The sequence below is a fragment of the Candidatus Williamhamiltonella endosymbiont of Tuberolachnus salignus genome (assembly GCF_964019775.1).
GTDB lineage: Bacteria > Pseudomonadota > Gammaproteobacteria > Enterobacterales > Enterobacteriaceae > Hamiltonella > Hamiltonella defendens.
Window position 1 is genome coordinate 881,546 of record NZ_OZ026471.1, and the last position, 17,823, is coordinate 899,368.

Sequence of the window (17,823 nt, forward strand, 5' to 3'; positions counted from 1 at the left end):
CAATTTATGATCACTTTAAAAGAATACCAAAAACGACGTCAAAAACTACTGGCAAAGATGTTGCCCAACAGTGTAGCACTCATTTTTTCTGCTCCTCAGGTCTTTCGAAGCACAGATTCGGAATATCTTTATCGTCAAAACAGTTATTTCAATTATCTTTCAGGTTTTAAGGAGCCAGAAGCCTTATTGGTGTTGATCAAAGAGACTCAAAAAAAAACGAAGTCCATTTTATTGAATCGAGCTCGAGATCCCCTTGCTGAAACTTGGTCTGGCGCTCGCCTGGGTCAAGAATGGGCACCCCAAAAATTGGGAATTGATCACGCATTGCCCTTTGATGAAATAGAAGAACATCTTTATTTATTTTTAAAAAATCAAGAGGTTGTGTATCACGCACAAGGCCAATATGCGTATGCGGATGAAATATTTTTTTCAGCCTGCAAAAAACTACGATTAAAATCACGCCAAAGTTCTAGTGTGCCACACGTGCTGATGGATTGGCGACCCTGTCTTGATGAAATGAGGTTATTGAAATCAAAAGAAGAGATCAATGTATTGCGCAAAGCTTGTGAAATCAGCGCTCAGGCTCATATTCGTGCTATGAAAAAATGTCGTCCAGGCCTCTACGAATATCACCTGGAAAGCGAAATTCAGTACGAATTGAGTCAACGTGGCGCTCGTTCTCCGGCTTATAACAGCATTGTAGCTACTGGCGAAAACGCTTGTATTCTGCATTACACTGAGAATGAATCCAAACTCAATGCAGGGAATTTGGTGTTAATTGATGCGGGCTGCGAATACCAGGGCTATGCGGGGGATATTACAAGGACCTTCCCTGTCAGCGGTCAATTTACCGCTCCACAGAAAGCGTTATATGACATTGTTTTAGCCGCCCAAAATAAAGCCTTAGAGTTATACAAACCAGGTATCAGTATTCATGAGGTCACCCAAGAGGTCACACGTATCATCACAGCAGGTTTAATTAACCTTGGAATATTAAAAGGAAGTTTAAAAAAACTGCATTCTCAAAAAGCCTATAAGCCCTTTTTCATGCATGGATTAAGCCATTGGTTGGGGATGGACGTACATGATGTCGGAGATTATGGCTCTGATGAAAAAAATCGCCCTTTAAAAGAGGGAATGGTATTAACGGTGGAGCCTGGATTATATATTTTTTCGGACGCGAAAGTGCCTGAGCAGTATAGGGGGATCGGCATTCGTATCGAAGACGATATTTTAATCACAAAAACAGGCAATGAAAATTTAACCGCCGCTGTTCCGAAAGATCCCGAACTCATTGAATCTTTGATGTCATCTCAAGAAGCATGATGGGCGTTATTATTGTCGGCGGGGGCATGGTAGGTTCTACCTTAGCTTTGGCTGTGGCATTCCTGACTCGTGGTCAGATTCCCATCAGACTGATAGAAGCTTTTGTGCCAGATCAAAATGCGTCTTTTTCTGATGATAAAAGAGCGATTGCGTTGGCACATGGCACTTGCCAACAGCTTGAAAGATTAGGCATTTGGAAACCACTATCACATGACGCAACGCCTATCACAAACATTCACGTCAGCGATCAAGGTCAGTGTGGTTTTGTTCATCTCAGGGCTCAAGATCATCACATTCCTTTTTTGGGCCAGGTGTTGTCATTAAAGACGGCGCAAAATAGGTTATTTTCTTTATTAAAAAGCACTCCTGGCATTCAGCTTTATTGCCCTGCCCAGGTTTTACAAATATCTCGTACCCAAAAAATGGTGCGCGTTACGTTAAATCATGGTGAAACCTTAGAGGCGCCATTATTGATTGCGGCGGATGGCTCGCATTCTTCGCTTGCTCAAGCCTGCCATATTCAATATCAAAAAAAAGATTACCAGCAATTTGCTGTAACCACTCACATCCGCACAGAAAAAGCGCTGGGAAGTTGTGCTTTTGAACGCTTTACCTCTGAAGGGCCTCTGGCATTGTTACCGATTTCTCAGGAAGAAAGTGCTCTGGTTTGGTGTCATTCTCAGGCTAACCGTTTTTTGGTAGAAGCCTGGAACGATGCTGATTTCCTGCAGCAGTTACAAAATACGTTTGGCTGGCGTCTTGGAAAGATACTGAAAGTAGGGCCACGTTATAGCACGCCACTTTATTTGACGTTTGCCTCCCGGCATATCAGCCATCGCTTGGCATTGGTAGGGAATTCGGCCCAAACTTTGCATCCTGTTGCGGGTCAAGGGTTTAATCTGGGCTTAAGAGATACGATGACTTTGGCTCAAATTTTAGCCGAAGCCGCGGCTAAAGGCGATGATTTGGGAGAATATTCCGTATTAAATCAATATCAAAGGCAGCGGCAAAAAGATCAACAAAATATGATCACCCTGACTGAAGGATTGGTGCATTTATTTTCGAATGCCTTGAAACCATTGGTAGTGGCTCGTCATTTGGGGTTGATGACAATGGAAGAAGGGCCTTTTTTTGCTCAGCTGTTGTCCCGCTCAACTTTAGGCTGGTCTCACCCGAGAGATTGAGGCGACCAGACCCCTTTAGGGAGTGAAACGCGTTGTGCCTGATCTAATAGCGATAAAAAATCGTTTCTGGGGATCTGTTCTGCTCCAAGAGAAGCGGTGTGTGCATTTAACACCTGGCAGTCAATCCATTTTCCTCCTTTTTGCGTAAAATAATGCTCAAAAATGATTAAAGCACTTTTAGAAGCATTATCTGCGATGCTGAACATGGATTCACCGCAAAACATCGCCCCTACGGATATGCCATATAATCCCCCCACTAATTTATCCTTCAGCCAAACCTCTACAGAATGGGCTCTACCCAATCGGTGTAGTTGACAATAGGCTTTTACAATATCAGAGCTGATCCAGGTGCATCCCGAGCGTTTTGTAGCACAGGTAGTGATCACATCAGAAAAAGCACAATTCAGGCTAAAGTGGTAAGGGCAACGTCCAGGTCGAATAAAACGTTTCATACTGCGGCTCACATGGCATTTTAAAAGTACGGCGCGAGGATCAGGGGACCACCATAAAATAGGCTCACCCTCGTTGAACCAGGGGAAAATACCGTTTTGATATGCGACTAACAATCTTTCAGGGCTGAGATCTCCACCTGAAGCCAACAACCCATTCGGATCTTTAAGTGCTTTTTCTGGCTTGGGAAAATCAATGATATTTTTTGATAAATTTTTGATAAACATTGGTTTTTAATCATATTCCTTTTTATTTTTAGCCCTGTGAAAAATTTTTGTATTGTTTGGAATGGATTTTTCGAAAGTGATCCCAAGTTCTGATTAATACAATAGAAAAAAAAAAGAAATACTATTATCATCAATCGCATCATTAAATTAAACATGACACAAGATTTCAGCTTCCAAATAGATATATAAAGTTTCTTTATCAAGGTAAAATAACCCTCAATTATAAAAATCAATTTTAACTTATTCAAAAGGAATAAAAATGATCCGAGATGAGAACAAACAAAAAGCATTGGCCGCTGCACTTGCTCAAATTGAAAAACAATTTGGCAAAGGATCTATTATGCGCTTGGGTGAAGACCGTTCAATGGATGTAGAAACGATTTCTACTGGCTCACTTTCGCTTGATATTGCATTGGGGGCAGGCGGGCTTCCTATGGGGCGTATTGTTGAAATTTACGGTCCTGAATCATCAGGGAAAACGACTCTCACTTTACAAGTCATTGCGGCGGCTCAACGTGAAGGAAAAGTGTGTGCATTCATAGATGCAGAACATGCGCTGGATCCTGTTTATGCAAAAAAATTAGGTGTCGATATCGATAATTTACTTTGTTCTCAGCCAGACACGGGGGAACAGGCGTTAGAGATTTGTGATTCGCTCACCCGATCTGGGGCTGTCGATGTGATCATTGTTGATTCTGTGGCGGCCCTAGTGCCCAAAGCTGAAATTGAAGGTGAAATTGGTGATTCTCATATGGGGCTTGCCGCACGCATGATGAGCCAAGCCATGCGTAAATTGGCCGGCAACCTAAAAAATGCCAACACTCTGCTGATTTTTATTAATCAAATTCGGATGAAAATAGGGGTCATGTTTGGCAACCCTGAAACCACGACAGGTGGAAATGCGCTTAAATTTTACGCTTCAGTACGTTTAGATATTCGCCGAGTTGGGGCTATTAAAGAGGGTGAAATGGTCATTGGGAATGACACTCGAGTTAAGGTCGTCAAAAATAAAATTGCCGCCCCTTTTAAACAGGCAGACTTTCAAATTCTTTATGGTGAAGGCATTAATACCCATGGTGAATTGATTGATTTGGGCGTGAAACACCAATTAGTTGAAAAAGCGGGTTCTTGGTATAGCTACAATGGTACTAAAATTGGCCAGGGTAAATCGAATGTCACTGAATATCTAAAAACCAATCCATCCATTGCAGCTGAGCTGGATAAAATATTACGTAATAGATTATTAAACCCAGTGTGTGAAAAAGATAAAACGGATTTGGATCCTTTAGATAAAATCTATCATGAAAATAGTACTGCATTTTAACAAAATACGGGACATCTTAAAACTTTAATCAGTTTTTGAAGATGTCTACTGAACGGAGCTTTCCTTGATGTTGGACATGTTATTAAAATGGTATCGCCGTCATTTTACTGATCCTCAAGTGGTTGCCTTATTAATTATATTAGTCGGGGGGTTTTGTATTCTTTATTTTTTAAGCGGTATTTTAGCGCCCCTTTTAGTCGCTATTGTATTGGCTTACCTTCTTGAATGGCCAACCTCAAAATTACAGGTTCTAGGATGCTCCCGTTTGTGTGCGGTGAGTATTATACAAGCATTATTTGTGGGGGTTGGTTTGTTAGCCATCTTTGTGGTCGTCCCAAATGTTTGGCAACAAGGCATGAATTTAACTTCAGATATGCCGAAAATGCTCAATCAGTTCAATAATTTTTCCAGCACCTTGACGAAACGTTACCCCACGTTGGTTGATGCAGGCATTGTTGACATGATAGCGGACAATCTACGTAATAGACTGGCAGGAGTCGGCGATTCAGTTGTAAAAATCTCTCTTGCTTCACTCATTGGCTTATTGACCCTCGCGATTTATCTGATTGTTGTACCTTTAATGGTTTTCTTTCTATTGAAAGATAAGAAACAAATGCTCAATAACTTTCAGAAAATATTGCCTCGTGATCGCAGCTTGGCTGGAAAAGTTTGGAAAGAGATGAATCAACAAATTACGAACTATATTCGCGGTAAAGTGCTTGAAATGGTGATTGTTGCTGTTGCAACTTATTTGGTTTTTTGGATCCTGGATATGCGTTATTCACTTTTATTAGCAGTGTTGGTCGGTTTTTCCGTACTGATACCCTATATAGGTGCTGTTATTGTCACCATTCCTGTGGTACTGGTGGCTATGTTTCAATGGGGGATAGACGCACATTTTTGGACATTATTGATTGCTTATCTTGTTGTACAGGCCTTAGATAGCAATCTGTTAGTGCCTGTTTTATTTTCAGAGGCAGTTAATTTACATCCATTGATGATCATTTTATCGGTCATCATCTTTGGCGGCCTTTGGGGTTTTTGGGGGGTTTTCTTCGCTATTCCTTTGGCCAGCTTAGTAAAAGCAGTGATTCAGGCTTGGCCCAAAGAGTTGACACCCAAAGTGAAATAGAGAGTGCGCTACATTTAGTGACAGCCCTAATAACTCGTTGATTTAAAGAAAAAGTAAATAAATGATTAGAATGGTCACTAAAAACTGAATATTTCTATAAAAAACATTATAATTCAATTAATTAATTGCTTTTGATTGAAATCATTTATGATGATTTGTTGACAACAATATGAACAAAAAAAGGATTCGTTGTATAATATTAATGCAAAATCCTAAAAGGTAATAGTTTGATTTTTTCATCAATTGGATAAAACATATGAGTATAAAAGTAGGTATTAATGGTTTTGGTCGTATCGGTCGTATTGTGTTTCGCGCCGCTCAAGAACGAACTGATATTGAAGTCGTTGCGATTAACGATTTGTTGAAAGCAGAGTACATGGCTTATATGCTCAAATACGACTCCACTCACGGTCGTTTTAAAGGAACGATCGATGTTGAGGGAAATGATCTTGTCGTAAATAATAAAAAAGTCAGGGTCACTTCAGAACAAAAACCCGAAGCCATTAATTGGGGTGCATTAGGAATAGATGTGGTGATAGAAGCCACGGGATTCTTCTTAACAAAAGAAGAGGCAACCAAGCATCTTAATGCTGGTGCCAAAAAAGTACTTATTAGCGCGCCCCCAAAAGACGACACGCCAATGTTTGTGATGGGCGTCAACCATAATCAATACGCGGGACAAAAAATTGTTTCAAATGCCTCTTGCACAACCAACTGCTTAGCACCTTTGGCAAAGGTTGTTCATGATAAATTCGGTATTATTGAAGGCTTGATGACGACGGTGCATGCAACAACAGCGACACAAAGAACGGTTGATGGCCCTTCTGCTAAAGATTGGCGTGGAGGTCGTGGGGCAGCGCAAAATATCATTCCTTCTTCCACTGGTGCTGCAAAAGCGGTCGGCAAAGTCATCCCTTCTTTAAACGGAAAACTCACAGGCATGGCTTTTCGTGTGCCGACCCCTAATGTATCTGTGGTAGATCTCACTGTTCGTTTAGAAAAGCCTGCATCTTATTCAGAGATCTGTGATGCAATCAAAGCAGCTTCAGAAGGCGAATTAAAAGGCATCCTAGGATATGTGGATGAAGAAGTCGTCTCTACTGATTTCAATGGTGAAAAACTAACCTCAATCTTTGATAAGAAGGCGGGTATAGAACTGAACAATCATTTTGTGAAATTAGTGTCTTGGTATGACAATGAAACAGGGTACTCTAATAAACTGTTAGATTTAGTCGCTCATATAAAGTAGGCACATAATAAGTTCCTTCATACAAGTCACTTAAACACCCTCATTTCGCAAGCTTTTTATTGATACATAAAAAAACCACCCTTGGGTGGTTTTTCGGCTCTATTACGTTAACTACTTGAGTGGCAATACGACAGACAATAAAGCCTCATCAAAAGATCCCTTTCACCGTCAACCCTCGCCCAATTCGAGCAAAAATAAGTCAGGGCTTAGAACAATCACCTGTGCTACTGACTTCCGGTAAGATGACATTCAGCTCCAAAACCGAAACATCATCTTCCTTTTGCTCAAATTGAACATGAAGCGCGTTGGGATCCACCTGAACATATTTACAAATCACCGCCAAGATATCGCGCTTCATATCAGATAAATAAAGAGGATCTCTGTCACAACAACGACGCTCCCTCACGATAATTTGCAACCGATCTTTCGCAATATTTGCAGCACTGTTTTTTTTATCGGGTGAAAAGAAATCAAAAAAACCCATAGGTTATCCCCCAAAAATGCGTTTTAAAAAACTCTTTTTTTCTTCCTGAACAAATCGAAAATCACGATCTTCCCCCAATAATCGATCCACGGTATCCGAGTATGCTTTAGCTGCATCTGAAGTGAGATCTAGAATGACCGGTTCTCCCTGATTTGAAGCACGTAATACCGATTGATCTTCTGGAATAACACCAATTAATGGGATCCTCAGTATATCCAAGACATCTTCCGTACTTAGCATATCACCCCGAGCCACGCGAGTAGGATTATAACGAGTCAGCAAAAGATGCTCCTTCACGGGTGCTTCGCCTTTTTCACTACGACTCGATTTTGCTGCAAGAATACCTAATATACGATCTGAATCACGAACTGAAGAAACTTCAGGGTTAGTGGTAATGATGGCTTCATCCGCAAAATACAACGCCATCAAAGCGCCCGTTTCAATCCCAGCAGGGGAATCACAAATAATAAAATCAAAATTCATTTTATTGAGCTGTTCAAAAACAGCTGCTACACCTTTTTGTGTCAGTGCATCTTTATCACGAGTTTGTGATGCCGGTAAAATATATAAATTTTCTACACGTTTGTCTTTTATTAATGCCTGATTTAATGTGGCATCATTTTGAATTACATTAATAAAATCATATACAACCCGACGTTCGCATCCCATGATTAAATCAAGATTACGAAGGCCAATATCAAAGTCAATCACAACAGTTTTTTTGCCCTTACTAGCTAACCCCGTTGCGATGGCCGCACTTGATGTCGTTTTGCCAACCCCTCCTTTTCCAGAGGTCACAACAATAACTCGTGCCATAAAATCACTTCCTTAATTAAAAAATTGAATCAAATCGCTTGAAAATTAAAGTTTTATTTAATAAACGCAAGTGAACAGCTTGGCCGAGATATTCAGGAGAAATGTGATCATGCGATACATATTCCCCCGCTATTGCTATTAATTCTGCCGCGCAATGTGTCAAAAAAATCTCGGATTCAATATCACCTGAAGCTCCTGCTAATGCTCGTCCGCCCATGATGCCGTAAACATGGATATTACCATCAGCAATCAATTCAGCACCCGCGCTCACATTGTTGATGACCACTAAATCACTATTACGAGCATAAATTTGCTGCCCAGAACGTACCAGTGAATGAATAATCTGAGTTTTAGAAAAATCCTTCTTAGGTGAAGGTTCTTTTTTTGAAATCCATTGTTGAGTTTTACCTTCATTCATAAAAGGCAAACCTAAAGCAACTAATGCCTGTTTTTGATTTTCATCTTTGCAACCGCTGATACCAACAAGTTTTAAACCTGTTGAAATCACCGCTTTATGAATTTCATGCCAATTCGCTTCTTTAGATAGGGCAGAAATATTGATGACAACAGGGGCACTTTCAAGAAAATCAGGTGCCTGTTCTATTTTTTTCTGTAAAGCATGACGAATAAGCTCAGGCCGTGAATCCAGTAAATGAATCACCGTTAAAGTAAAGCTGCAACCTTTTAGTTCAATAGAGGATTCTAATAGTTTAATAAGCGGCTTTGACATCTGTCTTAACCCAGTTGATTGTTAAAAAATGCCACTCAATACATCTTGATTTTTTTATTTGATATAAAAACATTCGACAGAAATTGATAAAAAAGATTGATGAATCAATATAATATTTAAATTAAATTTAATTTTTTAAAAAAACATATATTTTTATGTTTAAATTAGATCAATTTAAAGTTTATTTAAATCTGTTATCCATTATATCCAGATAACGCTCGGCATCTAAAGCCGCCATGCAACCACTCCCTGCAGAAGTGATAGCTTGTCGATAAATAGGATCCATGACATCTCCCGCTGCAAAAACACCCTCAACAGAAGTTTGAGTGGCATTCCCTGTTAGTCCGCCCTTTACTTTAATGTATCCTTTTTCTAATTCCAGTTGACCTTTAAAGAGCTCCGTGTTCGGGATATGCCCGATCGCAATAAAAACACCTGTCACATCTAATATTTGAAAGACACTCCCGTTCTCAGTGTGAGAAGGCTTTAAACGTACTGCTGTGACGCCCGATAAATCCCCTAAAATTTCATCTAGAATGCTATCTGTATGCAAAATAATATGGCCAGAAGCCACTTTTTTCATTAATCGATCTCGCAGTATTTTTTCAGAACGAAATTCTTGTCGGCGATGAATTAAATGAACTTCACGAGCGATGTTAGCTAAATAAAGCGCTTCTTCTACTGCTGTATTACCTCCTCCAACCACGGCCACTTTTTGATTACGATAAAAAAAACCGTCACAGGTAGCACAGGCAGAAACCCCTTTTCCTTTAAAATCTTCCTCGGATTTGAGACCAAGATAACGAGCAGATGCCCCTGTTGCTATAATCAAAGCATCACAGCTGTATTCTTGATCGTTACCAAACAGATAAAAGGGACGTCGTTGTAGATCCACTTTATTAATGTGATCAAACAGAATTTCTGTATTAAATTTTTCTGCATGTTGATGCATCCGCTCCATTAACGTAGGCCCGGTTAAAGATTCAGGGGAGCCAGGCCAGTTTTCAACGTCTGTCGTTGTGTTTAATTGTCCTCCCTTTTCCATTCCTGTAATTAAGATGGGCTTTATATTAGCACGAGCCGCATAAATGGCCGCCGTATAACCTGCAGGCCCGGATCCCAGAATAATACATTGATGATGTCTTGAAATATTCACATTTCCCTCTTCTTATTTAAATCATTTTTTTACTAAATGTCAGCTACATCATATCCGAAATTTTTATATTGTGTTATGGACCCATTCGAGAAAACACTTTATATTCATTAACAAAAAAATTGAATCAAATAAAAAAGTATTCATTTTTAAGTAAGCCTAGCCTTTTCGAGGCTGAATCTACCTTTAAAATTTATTTCAAAGTAAGTAAGAGCTCACGAGACTGTTTTATTAAAATTAAGAGGTTTTTTTGGATCAAGAAAAAAATAATATAAAAGAAAATACCCTTTTTATTAAAAAAAAAGGCTTTGAAAGTGTGTTGGCTATTTTATGTATTTTCGCCACTTATTTGATGCTGATATTGTTCAGTTTCGATCCATCGGATCCCAGTTGGTTTCAAACAGCCTGGCATGATTCTGTTCACAATCCAGGAGGTCATGTCGGAGCCTATATAGCAGGACTCTTGTTTTTTATTTTTGGACTTTGTGCCTATGCTTTATCCCCTGTTATTTTTTTATTTTGTGGCACGATCTTTTATGAAAACAAAAATAAAAAATCAAAAAATTATTTCCGTCTTTCATTCCGTTTGATGGGGAGCATATTATTGATATTTGCCTCTTGCTCTCTCATAACCCCTAGTTTTAACGATTTTTATTATTTTTTATCAGGAGGTTTACTGGGGTATGTAGTGAATCATGAGATGTTGTTTCATTTTAATCATTTAACTATCACCATGCTGTTCTTGTTGATCTGGGCACTAGGTGCCACTCTGTTGACAGGTTATTCCTGGTTGCTTCTTGCCGAGAAAATAGGTGTTTATACAATCCGTTTGGTCTTTTTTATTCGCACTCTTTAGTTAAACAACTGAAAGATAAAAGATTGTTGTCCCACCAGTCCACAGTGGTAATCGTGAAGTATTGGTTCCTGCTGATTTGTAAAGCCAATGTAAATTTCAAGTGAAATCGAGTTTTATCTGTATAATGCTTATACTATTTTTTAATTAAAATTTATTTTTTTATAAAAATAAATATCAATATAAATAATAAGGAGAAGATGATCTTGAATGCCATCACTATTAATAATCTTTTTTTGATTGGCTCCATATTGGTGGGAACGAGTATTTTATTAAGTTCCTTATCCTCTCGTCTGGGCATCCCTATTCTGGTTATTTTTCTTGCTATTGGCATGCTGGCAGGGGGAGAAGGTGTGGGAGGTATCGCTTTTGATAATTATCCCATCGCTTATCTGATCAGCAACCTGGCATTAGCAGTTATTTTGCTTGATGGAGGTATGCGAACACGCGCCTCTTCATTTCGTGTAGCACTTTGGCCTGCTTTATCACTTGCCACTGTGGGCGTCATGATCACCACAAGTTTAACGGGTGTTATGGCTGCTTGGCTTTTTCATTTAGATATTATTCAGGGTTTGTTGATAGGAGCCATTATCGGATCTACCGATGCCGCGGCCGTGTTTTCATTATTAGGGGGCAAAGGCCTTAATGAACGTGTGAGTGCCACTCTTGAAATTGAATCCGGCAGTAATGATCCGATGGCGGTTTTTTTGACGATAACTTTAATATCCATGATCTCCAATGGGCAAACTCATTTAGACTGGATGTTTTTAGTTGATTTATTACAGCAATTTGGTCTTGGGATCCTGATAGGCTTAGGAGGAGGAAGGTTATTATTGCTCCTTATTAACCGAATGAACCTTGCTAATGGGCTTTATCCTTTATTAGCGCTGGCAGGAGGACTGGTGACTTTTTCTTTAACGACCTCTATGAATGGCAGCGGAATTTTATCTGTTTATCTTTGTGGTCTGGTGTTGGGGAATCGCCCTATTCGTAACCGTTTCGGTATACTCCATACTTTAGACGGACTGGCATGGTTAAGCCAAATCGGTATGTTTTTAGTATTGGGTTTATTAATCAATCCAACAGATTTAATCACAATTGCGATTCCGGCGTTGCTGTTGTCTCTTTGGATGATTTTGTTTGCCCGCCCTCTTTCTGTTTTTATTGGATTACTTCCTTTTCATAGTTTTAATTTTCGTGAGCGTATTTTTATTTCTTGGGTAGGATTAAGGGGTGCTGTGCCCATTATTCTCGCTGTTTTCCCCATGATGGCAGGGTTGGCGAATGCACATTTATTTTTCAATGTCGCCTTTTTCATTGTGTTAATCTCCTTGTTGGTACAAGGTAGCACTCTTTCGTTTGCTGCACGTAAAACCAAATTAGTGGTACCTCCTCGATTGGCGCCGATTTCCCGTGTTGGATTAGATATCGATATTAACAATGAATGGGAACAATTTACGTATCAGCTCAGTTCGGACCAATGGTGTGTCGGTGCTGCTTTACGTGATTTAGAGATGCCGGAAGGTACCAGAATTTCAGGGCTTTTTCGTGACAAAAATCTGCTTCATCCTACAGGGAGCACCCGTTTGAAGGACGGAGATATTTTATGTGTGATAGGACATGAACGTGATCTCCCTGCTCTGGGTAAGCTTTTCAGTCATACCCCTCGTGTTCAGATTGATGAAAGGTTCTTTGGTGATTTCATTCTTGATGCTGATGCAAAATTAGAAGAAATTTCTCATATTTATGGATTAAATTTAGAAAAAGTCGCTGACCAACAAAAGAGTTTAGGCGAATTTGTGATCTATTTACTTGAAAAGGAGCCAGTGATAGGTGATCAAATAAATTGGGACGGATTAACCTGGACCATTGCTGAAATGGAATCTCAACGAGTGAGTAAAGTAGGCATAAAAATAATGAGAGATAAAAAAAGATCAAAAATTTCAGATGAATCTACCAAACCGATAAATTAATTCATCATCTATCATCACTGACAAAGAACCCGGCATCCAAACAGATCCCGGGTTTTTTATCGAACGAATTGATAACAAAAAACTTTGGTGCACCCAGGAGGATTCGAACCTCCGACCGCCCGGTTCGTAGCCGGGTACTCTATCCAGCTGAGCTACGGGTGCTAAATAAACTGGCGGTGAGGGAGGGATTCGAACCCTCGATACAGCTTTTAACTATATACTCCCTTAGCAGGGGAGCGCCTTCAGCCTCTCGGCCACCTCACCAGCATTTTGTCAAAAGTATCGATCTTGATTAATCGAAAACTTTCACTAAAAAATAGCTTTTCTTGAAACAACAAGGCTGCACATATTACTTTTTCAAGCTTATAAGTCAAACGGTTTTTCCTGGTTAAGCGAGATTTTAATGATAAAAAAATCTTCGCGCCGATTAAAAATATATCTCATCAAAATTAATCACATTAAAAATATGACTTAATTCCAATTTATTCATTTTCTTACTTGTCACAAGCGTCTTCGTTTTGATACTTTTTTTCATATTTATCATTTATTTCATTTCTTTCATCTTTTTTATCTGCTTGAATACGGTTGTAAATTTCTTCACGGTGGACAGCGACCTCTTTTGGAGCATTGATACCAATTCGTACTTGGTTACCTTTTACACCTAATACTGTTACTGTAATATTATCTTCAATAATCAGCGTCTCACCAACTCGACGAGTCAGAATAAGCATGTTTTTCTCCTTGAAAATTTAAAAAAATTGCACCTCTTAGCTTCTCGGCTAGATCTATGGTCTACCGTAAAAAATAGCTGATATAGCCACATAACATGTAAGCAACCCATTCAGATTTCTAACCTTGAAATAAAAGTTTAGTTGAAGCTAAGAGCTTTGCTTTTTATATATTAAACATTTATGAATGTGAGACTATCCATTTTTCTGCTTCGGCTAATACAGTCGCCAAAGAGTTGATATTTGTTCCCCCAGCTTGGGCCATATCGGCTCGACCACCCCCTTTCCCTCCAATTTTGGGTGCAATATAGTGTATTAAATCATCTGCTTTTATTTGTTGAGTTAAATTTTTTGTAACACCAGCAATAAATGAAATTTTATTTTTTGTCACATTTGCTAACAAAATCACCGCAGAGCCTAATTGATTTTTTAAATCATCTATCATTCTTCGCAGAAGAATGGGCTCTACGGCATCTAGCTGAGCTATCAAAATTTTTATTTCCTTTATTTGTTTTACATTTTTTAATAGCAATGAGGTTTTTTGCAGTATTTCTTGATCTTTAAAGTGTTGTAATTTTTTTTCCAAAACTTTATTGCGATCTATGATTATCCCAATCCTTTTAATCAACCCCTTTTCATCGCTCTTTAGCAAACGAGCGAGATCTTGTAATACATTCCTTTGTTGACATAAAAGTGCATTTGCCTCTTCACCTGTTATGGCTTCAATACGTCTGATACCAGCAGCTGTACTTGATTCTGATGTAATATGAAATAAACCGATATCACCAGTACGTCGGGCATGGGTCCCACCACAAAGCTCAATAGAAAAATCACCCATGCTCAACACTCTGACCTGATCCTCATATTTTTCACCAAATAAAGCGGTGGCACCTTTCTTTTTAGCGTCCTCAAGTGACATGATCTGAGTTTCGATAAGATGATTTTGACGAATCTGTTGATTGACCAACGATTCAACATTTTCAATTTCATCAGGGGTCATCATTTTAAAATGAGAAAAATCAAAACGACAGCATTTTTCATTGACCAGAGACCCTTTTTGAACAACATGTTTCCCTAAAACTTGCCGTAGTGCTGCATGAAGCAAATGTGTTGCAGAATGATTTGATCGAATGTGGCCGCGAACTTTATTATTAACACAAGCCTGAATGTGATCACTAATTCGTAACGATCCTTTAGAAAGCCGCCCTAAATGGACGATGGCCTGACCATATTTTTGTGTATCAGACACCATAAAATGTGCCGTTGTACTTTTCAGATAACCTTTATCCCCAACCTGTCCACCTGATTCTGCGTAAAAAGGTGTCTTGTCTAATATGACAAGGGCCTCTTGACCGGCATGAATTTCATTGATTTCTTCTCCACGAAAAAAAAGAGCCTTGATGACGGTTGTTTGCTGCAGCTGTTCATAACCACAAAACTCAGTGTGATGAGCTACCCGAATGAATTTATTGTAATCTGTCGAGAATGCGCTGGCTTGACGCGCCCTGGCGCGTTGTTCCGACATTTTTTGATGAAATGTCACTTCATCTATTTTTAAATTTCGTTCACGACAGACATCGGCTGTTAAATCGAGTGGAAATCCGTAAGTGTCATATAAAAGAAAAGCCGTTTCGCCTTCCAGGGTGTCCCCTTTGAGGTGATCGAGTTTTTTATCTAACAGAGATAAACCCCTCTCTAAAGTATGAGAAAACAGCTCTTCTTCTGTTTTTAATACCTGCTCAATCATCACTTGATGATGTTTGAGTTGATCGGTGATTGGTTTCATGACTCCAATCAGAGACGTTAATAACTGATAAAAAAAAGGCTTTTTAACGCCTAATTTATTCCCATGTCGAATGGCACGACGAATGATGCGCCTTAAAACATAACCTCTACCTTCGTTTGAAGGCCTGACACCATCAAAAATCAAAAAAGCACAAGCGCGAATATGATCGGCGATAACCCTTAAAGATGGATTTGAGTCATCCGTGGCACCCGTCACTTTTTTAACCCCTGAGATAAGATCACGAAACAGGTCAATCTCATAGTTAGAAGACACATTCTGTAATACAGCTGCCATCCGTTCTAACCCCATACCCGTATCAACAGAAGGCTTGGGTAAAGGCAACATCGTACCATCTGCAAGACGGTTAAACTGCATAAATACAATGTTCCAAATTTCAATATAGCGGTCACCCTCTTCCTCAGGGCTCCCTGGCAGCCCACCCCAAAGATGATCGCCATGATCGTAAAAAATTTCGCTACAAGGACCACATGGGCCTGTTTCACCCATTTGCCAAAAATTATCAGAACAAAAGGCAGCGCCTTTATTATCACCAATCCGGATAATCCGTTCACGTGGAATACCAATTTCATCTGCCCATATGTTATAGGCCTCATCGTCTGTTGAATAAACGGTGACATAAAGCCGATCTTTAGGTAAATGAAACCATTCGGATCCCGTCAAAAGTTCCCAAGCAAAATAAATGGCTTGTTGTTTAAAATAATCACCAAAACTAAAGTTACCCAGCATCTCAAAAAAAGTGTGATGGCGAGCAGTATAGCCCACATTCTCGAGATCATTATGTTTTCCACCTGCCCGTACACAACGCTGTGAGCTGGTTGCACGAGAAAAATCCGGATCTTGTATCCCTAAAAAAATATTTTTAAAAGGATTCATTCCCGCGTTGGTAAACAACAGTGTAGGATCATGATGAGGGATCAAGGAACTACTTGATACCACCTGGTGTCCTTTGCTCTTGAAAAAATCAAGAAATTTTTGACGTATATCAGCAGTACTATTGTGCATCATGTTTATATTGTCACTTCCCTGAGGATAGTATGGTTTTTTGAAAATTTCAGACATAAAGGTTAAGTGTGTACCATGCCATCATAGACTGCAAGGGAGTTTTATTACTCAATATTGCTTTGTCTTAGGTCCCTCAAATGATTTTTTTAATAGTGTTTCCTATTTGATAGGACAGCCCTGTTTCTGATAAGCGAGACTATTCAGCATCATTTCAATCCATTATAATTACTGATTAAAATGCCATATCAATTTGCCAAAAAACCTAAGGCACACCAACATGTTTGAAATCAATTTAATAAAAAATCAGATACAAAATTTTTCAGATAGAGCTGAAGCTCTCCGGGGGTATCTTTGACTACGATGAAAAAAAAGAAAGATTAGAGGAAATTAATGCAGAATTAGAACAACCTGATATTTGGAAACAGCCTGAGTGGGCACAAAAATTAGGAAAAGAACGGGCCATTTTACAGGAAATTGTTGAAACCTTGAGTCAATTAGAAAAAGAATTAAAGGATGTATCGACTTTACTAGATTTGGCCATTGAAGCTCAGGATCAGGAGATTTTTAACGAGGCCGTTTTTGAACTGGAAGCTATAGACAAAAAATTGAATCGCTTAGAATTTCGTCGAATGTTTTCTGGCAAAAATGATTTTGCTGATTGTTATCTAGATTTACAATCAGGTTCTGGTGGTACAGAAGCACAAGACTGGGCAAACATGTTGCTTCGAATGTATCTACGCTGGGCAGACTCCAAAGGTTTTAAAACAGAAATTATTGAAATTTCGGATGGTGAAGTTGCAGGGATAAAATCTGCGACTCTTAAAATCACAGGAGATCATGCTTTTGGCTGGTTACGGACTGAAACCGGCGTTCATCGCTTAGTGAGAAAAAGCCCGTTTGATTCAGGCGCAAGGCGCCATACTTCTTTTGCGTCCGCTTTTGTTTATCCTGAATTAGAGGACAACATTGATATAGACATCAATCCTGCCGATTTACGTATTGATGTTTATCGTGCTTCTGGCGCAGGGGGGCAACATATTAACAAAACTGAATCTGCTGTACGTATTACTCATTTACCCACCAATATAGTCACTCAATGCCAAAGTGATCGCTCTCAACACAAAAATAAAGAGCAGGCCTTCAAACAGTTAAAAGCCAAGCTATACGAATTTGAAATGCAAAAGAAAAATGCAGATAAAAAAATAATGGAAGACAATAAATCAGACATTGGATGGGGGAGCCAAATTCGTTCTTATATATTGGATGATTCTCGTATCAAGGATTTACGCACGGGTTTAGAAACACGCAATACTCAAGCCGTTCTTGATGGTTATCTTGATAAATTTATTGAAGCCAGTTTAAAAGCGGGATTATAAGGATCTAGC

Annotated in this window: 14 protein-coding genes, 2 tRNA genes and 1 pseudogene; 8 read left to right on the forward strand and 9 right to left on the reverse strand. The window is 39.2% G+C overall.

Annotated features, from left to right (window positions below; genetic code table 11):
• Positions 1–6 precede the first annotated feature (6 nt).
• Together pepP and ubiH are read left to right on the forward strand one after the other, a co-directional pair.
• Positions 7–1,326 (forward strand): Xaa-Pro aminopeptidase, encoded by a 1,320-nt coding sequence (pepP, locus tag AACL23_RS04145; RefSeq protein ID WP_254591773.1) that lies wholly within the window; start codon positions 7–9, stop codon positions 1,324–1,326.
• Entirely contained in the window at positions 1,326–2,510 is a 1,185-nt protein-coding gene (gene ubiH, locus AACL23_RS04150) for a 2-octaprenyl-6-methoxyphenyl hydroxylase (RefSeq protein WP_095033736.1), read from the forward strand. Before pepP ends, ubiH begins: the two co-directional genes overlap by 1 nt.
• Here the strand turns inward: ubiH and aat are convergent.
• Entirely contained in the window at positions 2,495–3,187 is a 693-nt protein-coding gene (gene aat, locus AACL23_RS04155) for a leucyl/phenylalanyl-tRNA--protein transferase (RefSeq protein WP_100095924.1), read from the reverse strand. The genes ubiH and aat overlap by 16 nt on opposite strands.
• Before the next feature lie 259 nt (positions 3,188–3,446).
• Between aat and recA the strand changes: the two genes are divergently transcribed.
• The 3 genes from recA to gap all read left to right on the forward strand — a co-directional run bounded on the left by recA (position 3,447) and on the right by gap (position 6,892).
• The gene (gene recA, locus AACL23_RS04160; protein ID WP_012737766.1) at positions 3,447–4,511 is read left to right on the forward strand and encodes a recombinase RecA; all 1,065 of its coding nucleotides are present in this window, start codon (positions 3,447–3,449) and stop codon (positions 4,509–4,511) included.
• A gap of 67 nt (positions 4,512–4,578) precedes the next feature.
• Complete coding sequence (locus AACL23_RS04165) at positions 4,579–5,643, forward strand: AI-2E family transporter (RefSeq protein WP_012737765.1); 1,065 nt, start codon at positions 4,579–4,581, stop codon at positions 5,641–5,643.
• 256 nt (positions 5,644–5,899) lie between these two features.
• Positions 5,900–6,892: a type I glyceraldehyde-3-phosphate dehydrogenase gene (gene gap, locus AACL23_RS04170; protein WP_095033735.1), complete on the forward strand. Its 993-nt coding sequence runs from the start codon at positions 5,900–5,902 to the stop codon at positions 6,890–6,892.
• A 199-nt stretch (positions 6,893–7,091) separates the two neighbouring features.
• Here gap and minE read toward each other — a convergent pair whose 3' ends face one another.
• The 4 genes from minE to trxB all read right to left on the reverse strand — a co-directional run bounded on the left by minE (position 7,092) and on the right by trxB (position 10,078).
• On the reverse strand, positions 7,092–7,376 hold the full coding sequence (minE, locus tag AACL23_RS04175) for a cell division topological specificity factor MinE (RefSeq protein WP_095033734.1): 285 nt from the start codon (positions 7,374–7,376) through the stop codon (positions 7,092–7,094).
• A 3-nt stretch (positions 7,377–7,379) separates the two neighbouring features.
• Positions 7,380–8,192, reverse strand: coding sequence for a septum site-determining protein MinD (minD, locus tag AACL23_RS04180; protein WP_012737762.1), 813 nt, complete (start codon positions 8,190–8,192; stop codon positions 7,380–7,382).
• Between the two features lie 16 nt (positions 8,193–8,208).
• The gene (gene minC, locus AACL23_RS04185; RefSeq protein WP_012737761.1) at positions 8,209–8,922 is read right to left on the reverse strand and encodes a septum site-determining protein MinC; all 714 of its coding nucleotides are present in this window, start codon (positions 8,920–8,922) and stop codon (positions 8,209–8,211) included.
• 181 nt (positions 8,923–9,103) lie between these two features.
• Positions 9,104–10,078 carry a thioredoxin-disulfide reductase gene (gene trxB, locus AACL23_RS04190; RefSeq protein WP_174888237.1) on the reverse strand — a complete coding sequence of 325 codons (975 nt, stop codon included), beginning with the start codon at positions 10,076–10,078 and terminating at the stop codon, positions 9,104–9,106.
• A 247-nt stretch (positions 10,079–10,325) separates the two neighbouring features.
• Here trxB and AACL23_RS04195 point away from each other — a divergent pair, with 247 nt between their 5' ends.
• Both AACL23_RS04195 and AACL23_RS04200 read left to right on the forward strand, forming a co-directional pair.
• A complete protein-coding gene (locus AACL23_RS04195) occupies positions 10,326–10,931 on the forward strand; it encodes a DNA translocase FtsK 4TM domain-containing protein (protein ID WP_012737759.1) in 606 nt (201 codons plus the stop codon).
• Between the two features lie 203 nt (positions 10,932–11,134).
• The gene (locus AACL23_RS04200) at positions 11,135–12,901 is read left to right on the forward strand and encodes a potassium/proton antiporter (protein ID WP_100097050.1); all 1,767 of its coding nucleotides are present in this window, start codon (positions 11,135–11,137) and stop codon (positions 12,899–12,901) included.
• Positions 12,902–12,986: 85 nt separating this feature from the next.
• Here AACL23_RS04200 and AACL23_RS04205 read toward each other — a convergent pair.
• The 4 genes and pseudogenes from AACL23_RS04205 to alaS form a co-directional block, all read right to left on the reverse strand.
• Positions 12,987–13,063 (reverse strand) — tRNA-Arg (locus AACL23_RS04205).
• A 9-nt stretch (positions 13,064–13,072) separates the two neighbouring features.
• Positions 13,073–13,165, reverse strand: a tRNA-Ser gene (locus AACL23_RS04210).
• A 299-nt stretch (positions 13,166–13,464) separates the two neighbouring features.
• Positions 13,465–13,632, reverse strand: a pseudogene (gene csrA, locus AACL23_RS04215) (carbon storage regulator CsrA); the annotation flags it as partial.
• Positions 13,633–13,810: 178 nt separating this feature from the next.
• Positions 13,811–16,438: an alanine--tRNA ligase gene (gene alaS, locus AACL23_RS04220; RefSeq protein WP_339051585.1), complete on the reverse strand. Its 2,628-nt coding sequence runs from the start codon at positions 16,436–16,438 to the stop codon at positions 13,811–13,813.
• A gap of 277 nt (positions 16,439–16,715) precedes the next feature.
• Between alaS and prfB the strand changes: the two genes are divergently transcribed.
• A protein-coding gene (gene prfB / locus AACL23_RS04225) for a peptide chain release factor 2 (protein WP_339050317.1) occupies positions 16,716–17,814 on the forward strand; the annotation gives its coding sequence in 2 pieces (ribosomal slippage) (positions 16,716–16,790 and positions 16,792–17,814; 1,098 coding nt in all).
• Positions 17,815–17,823: the final 9 nt, after the last annotated feature.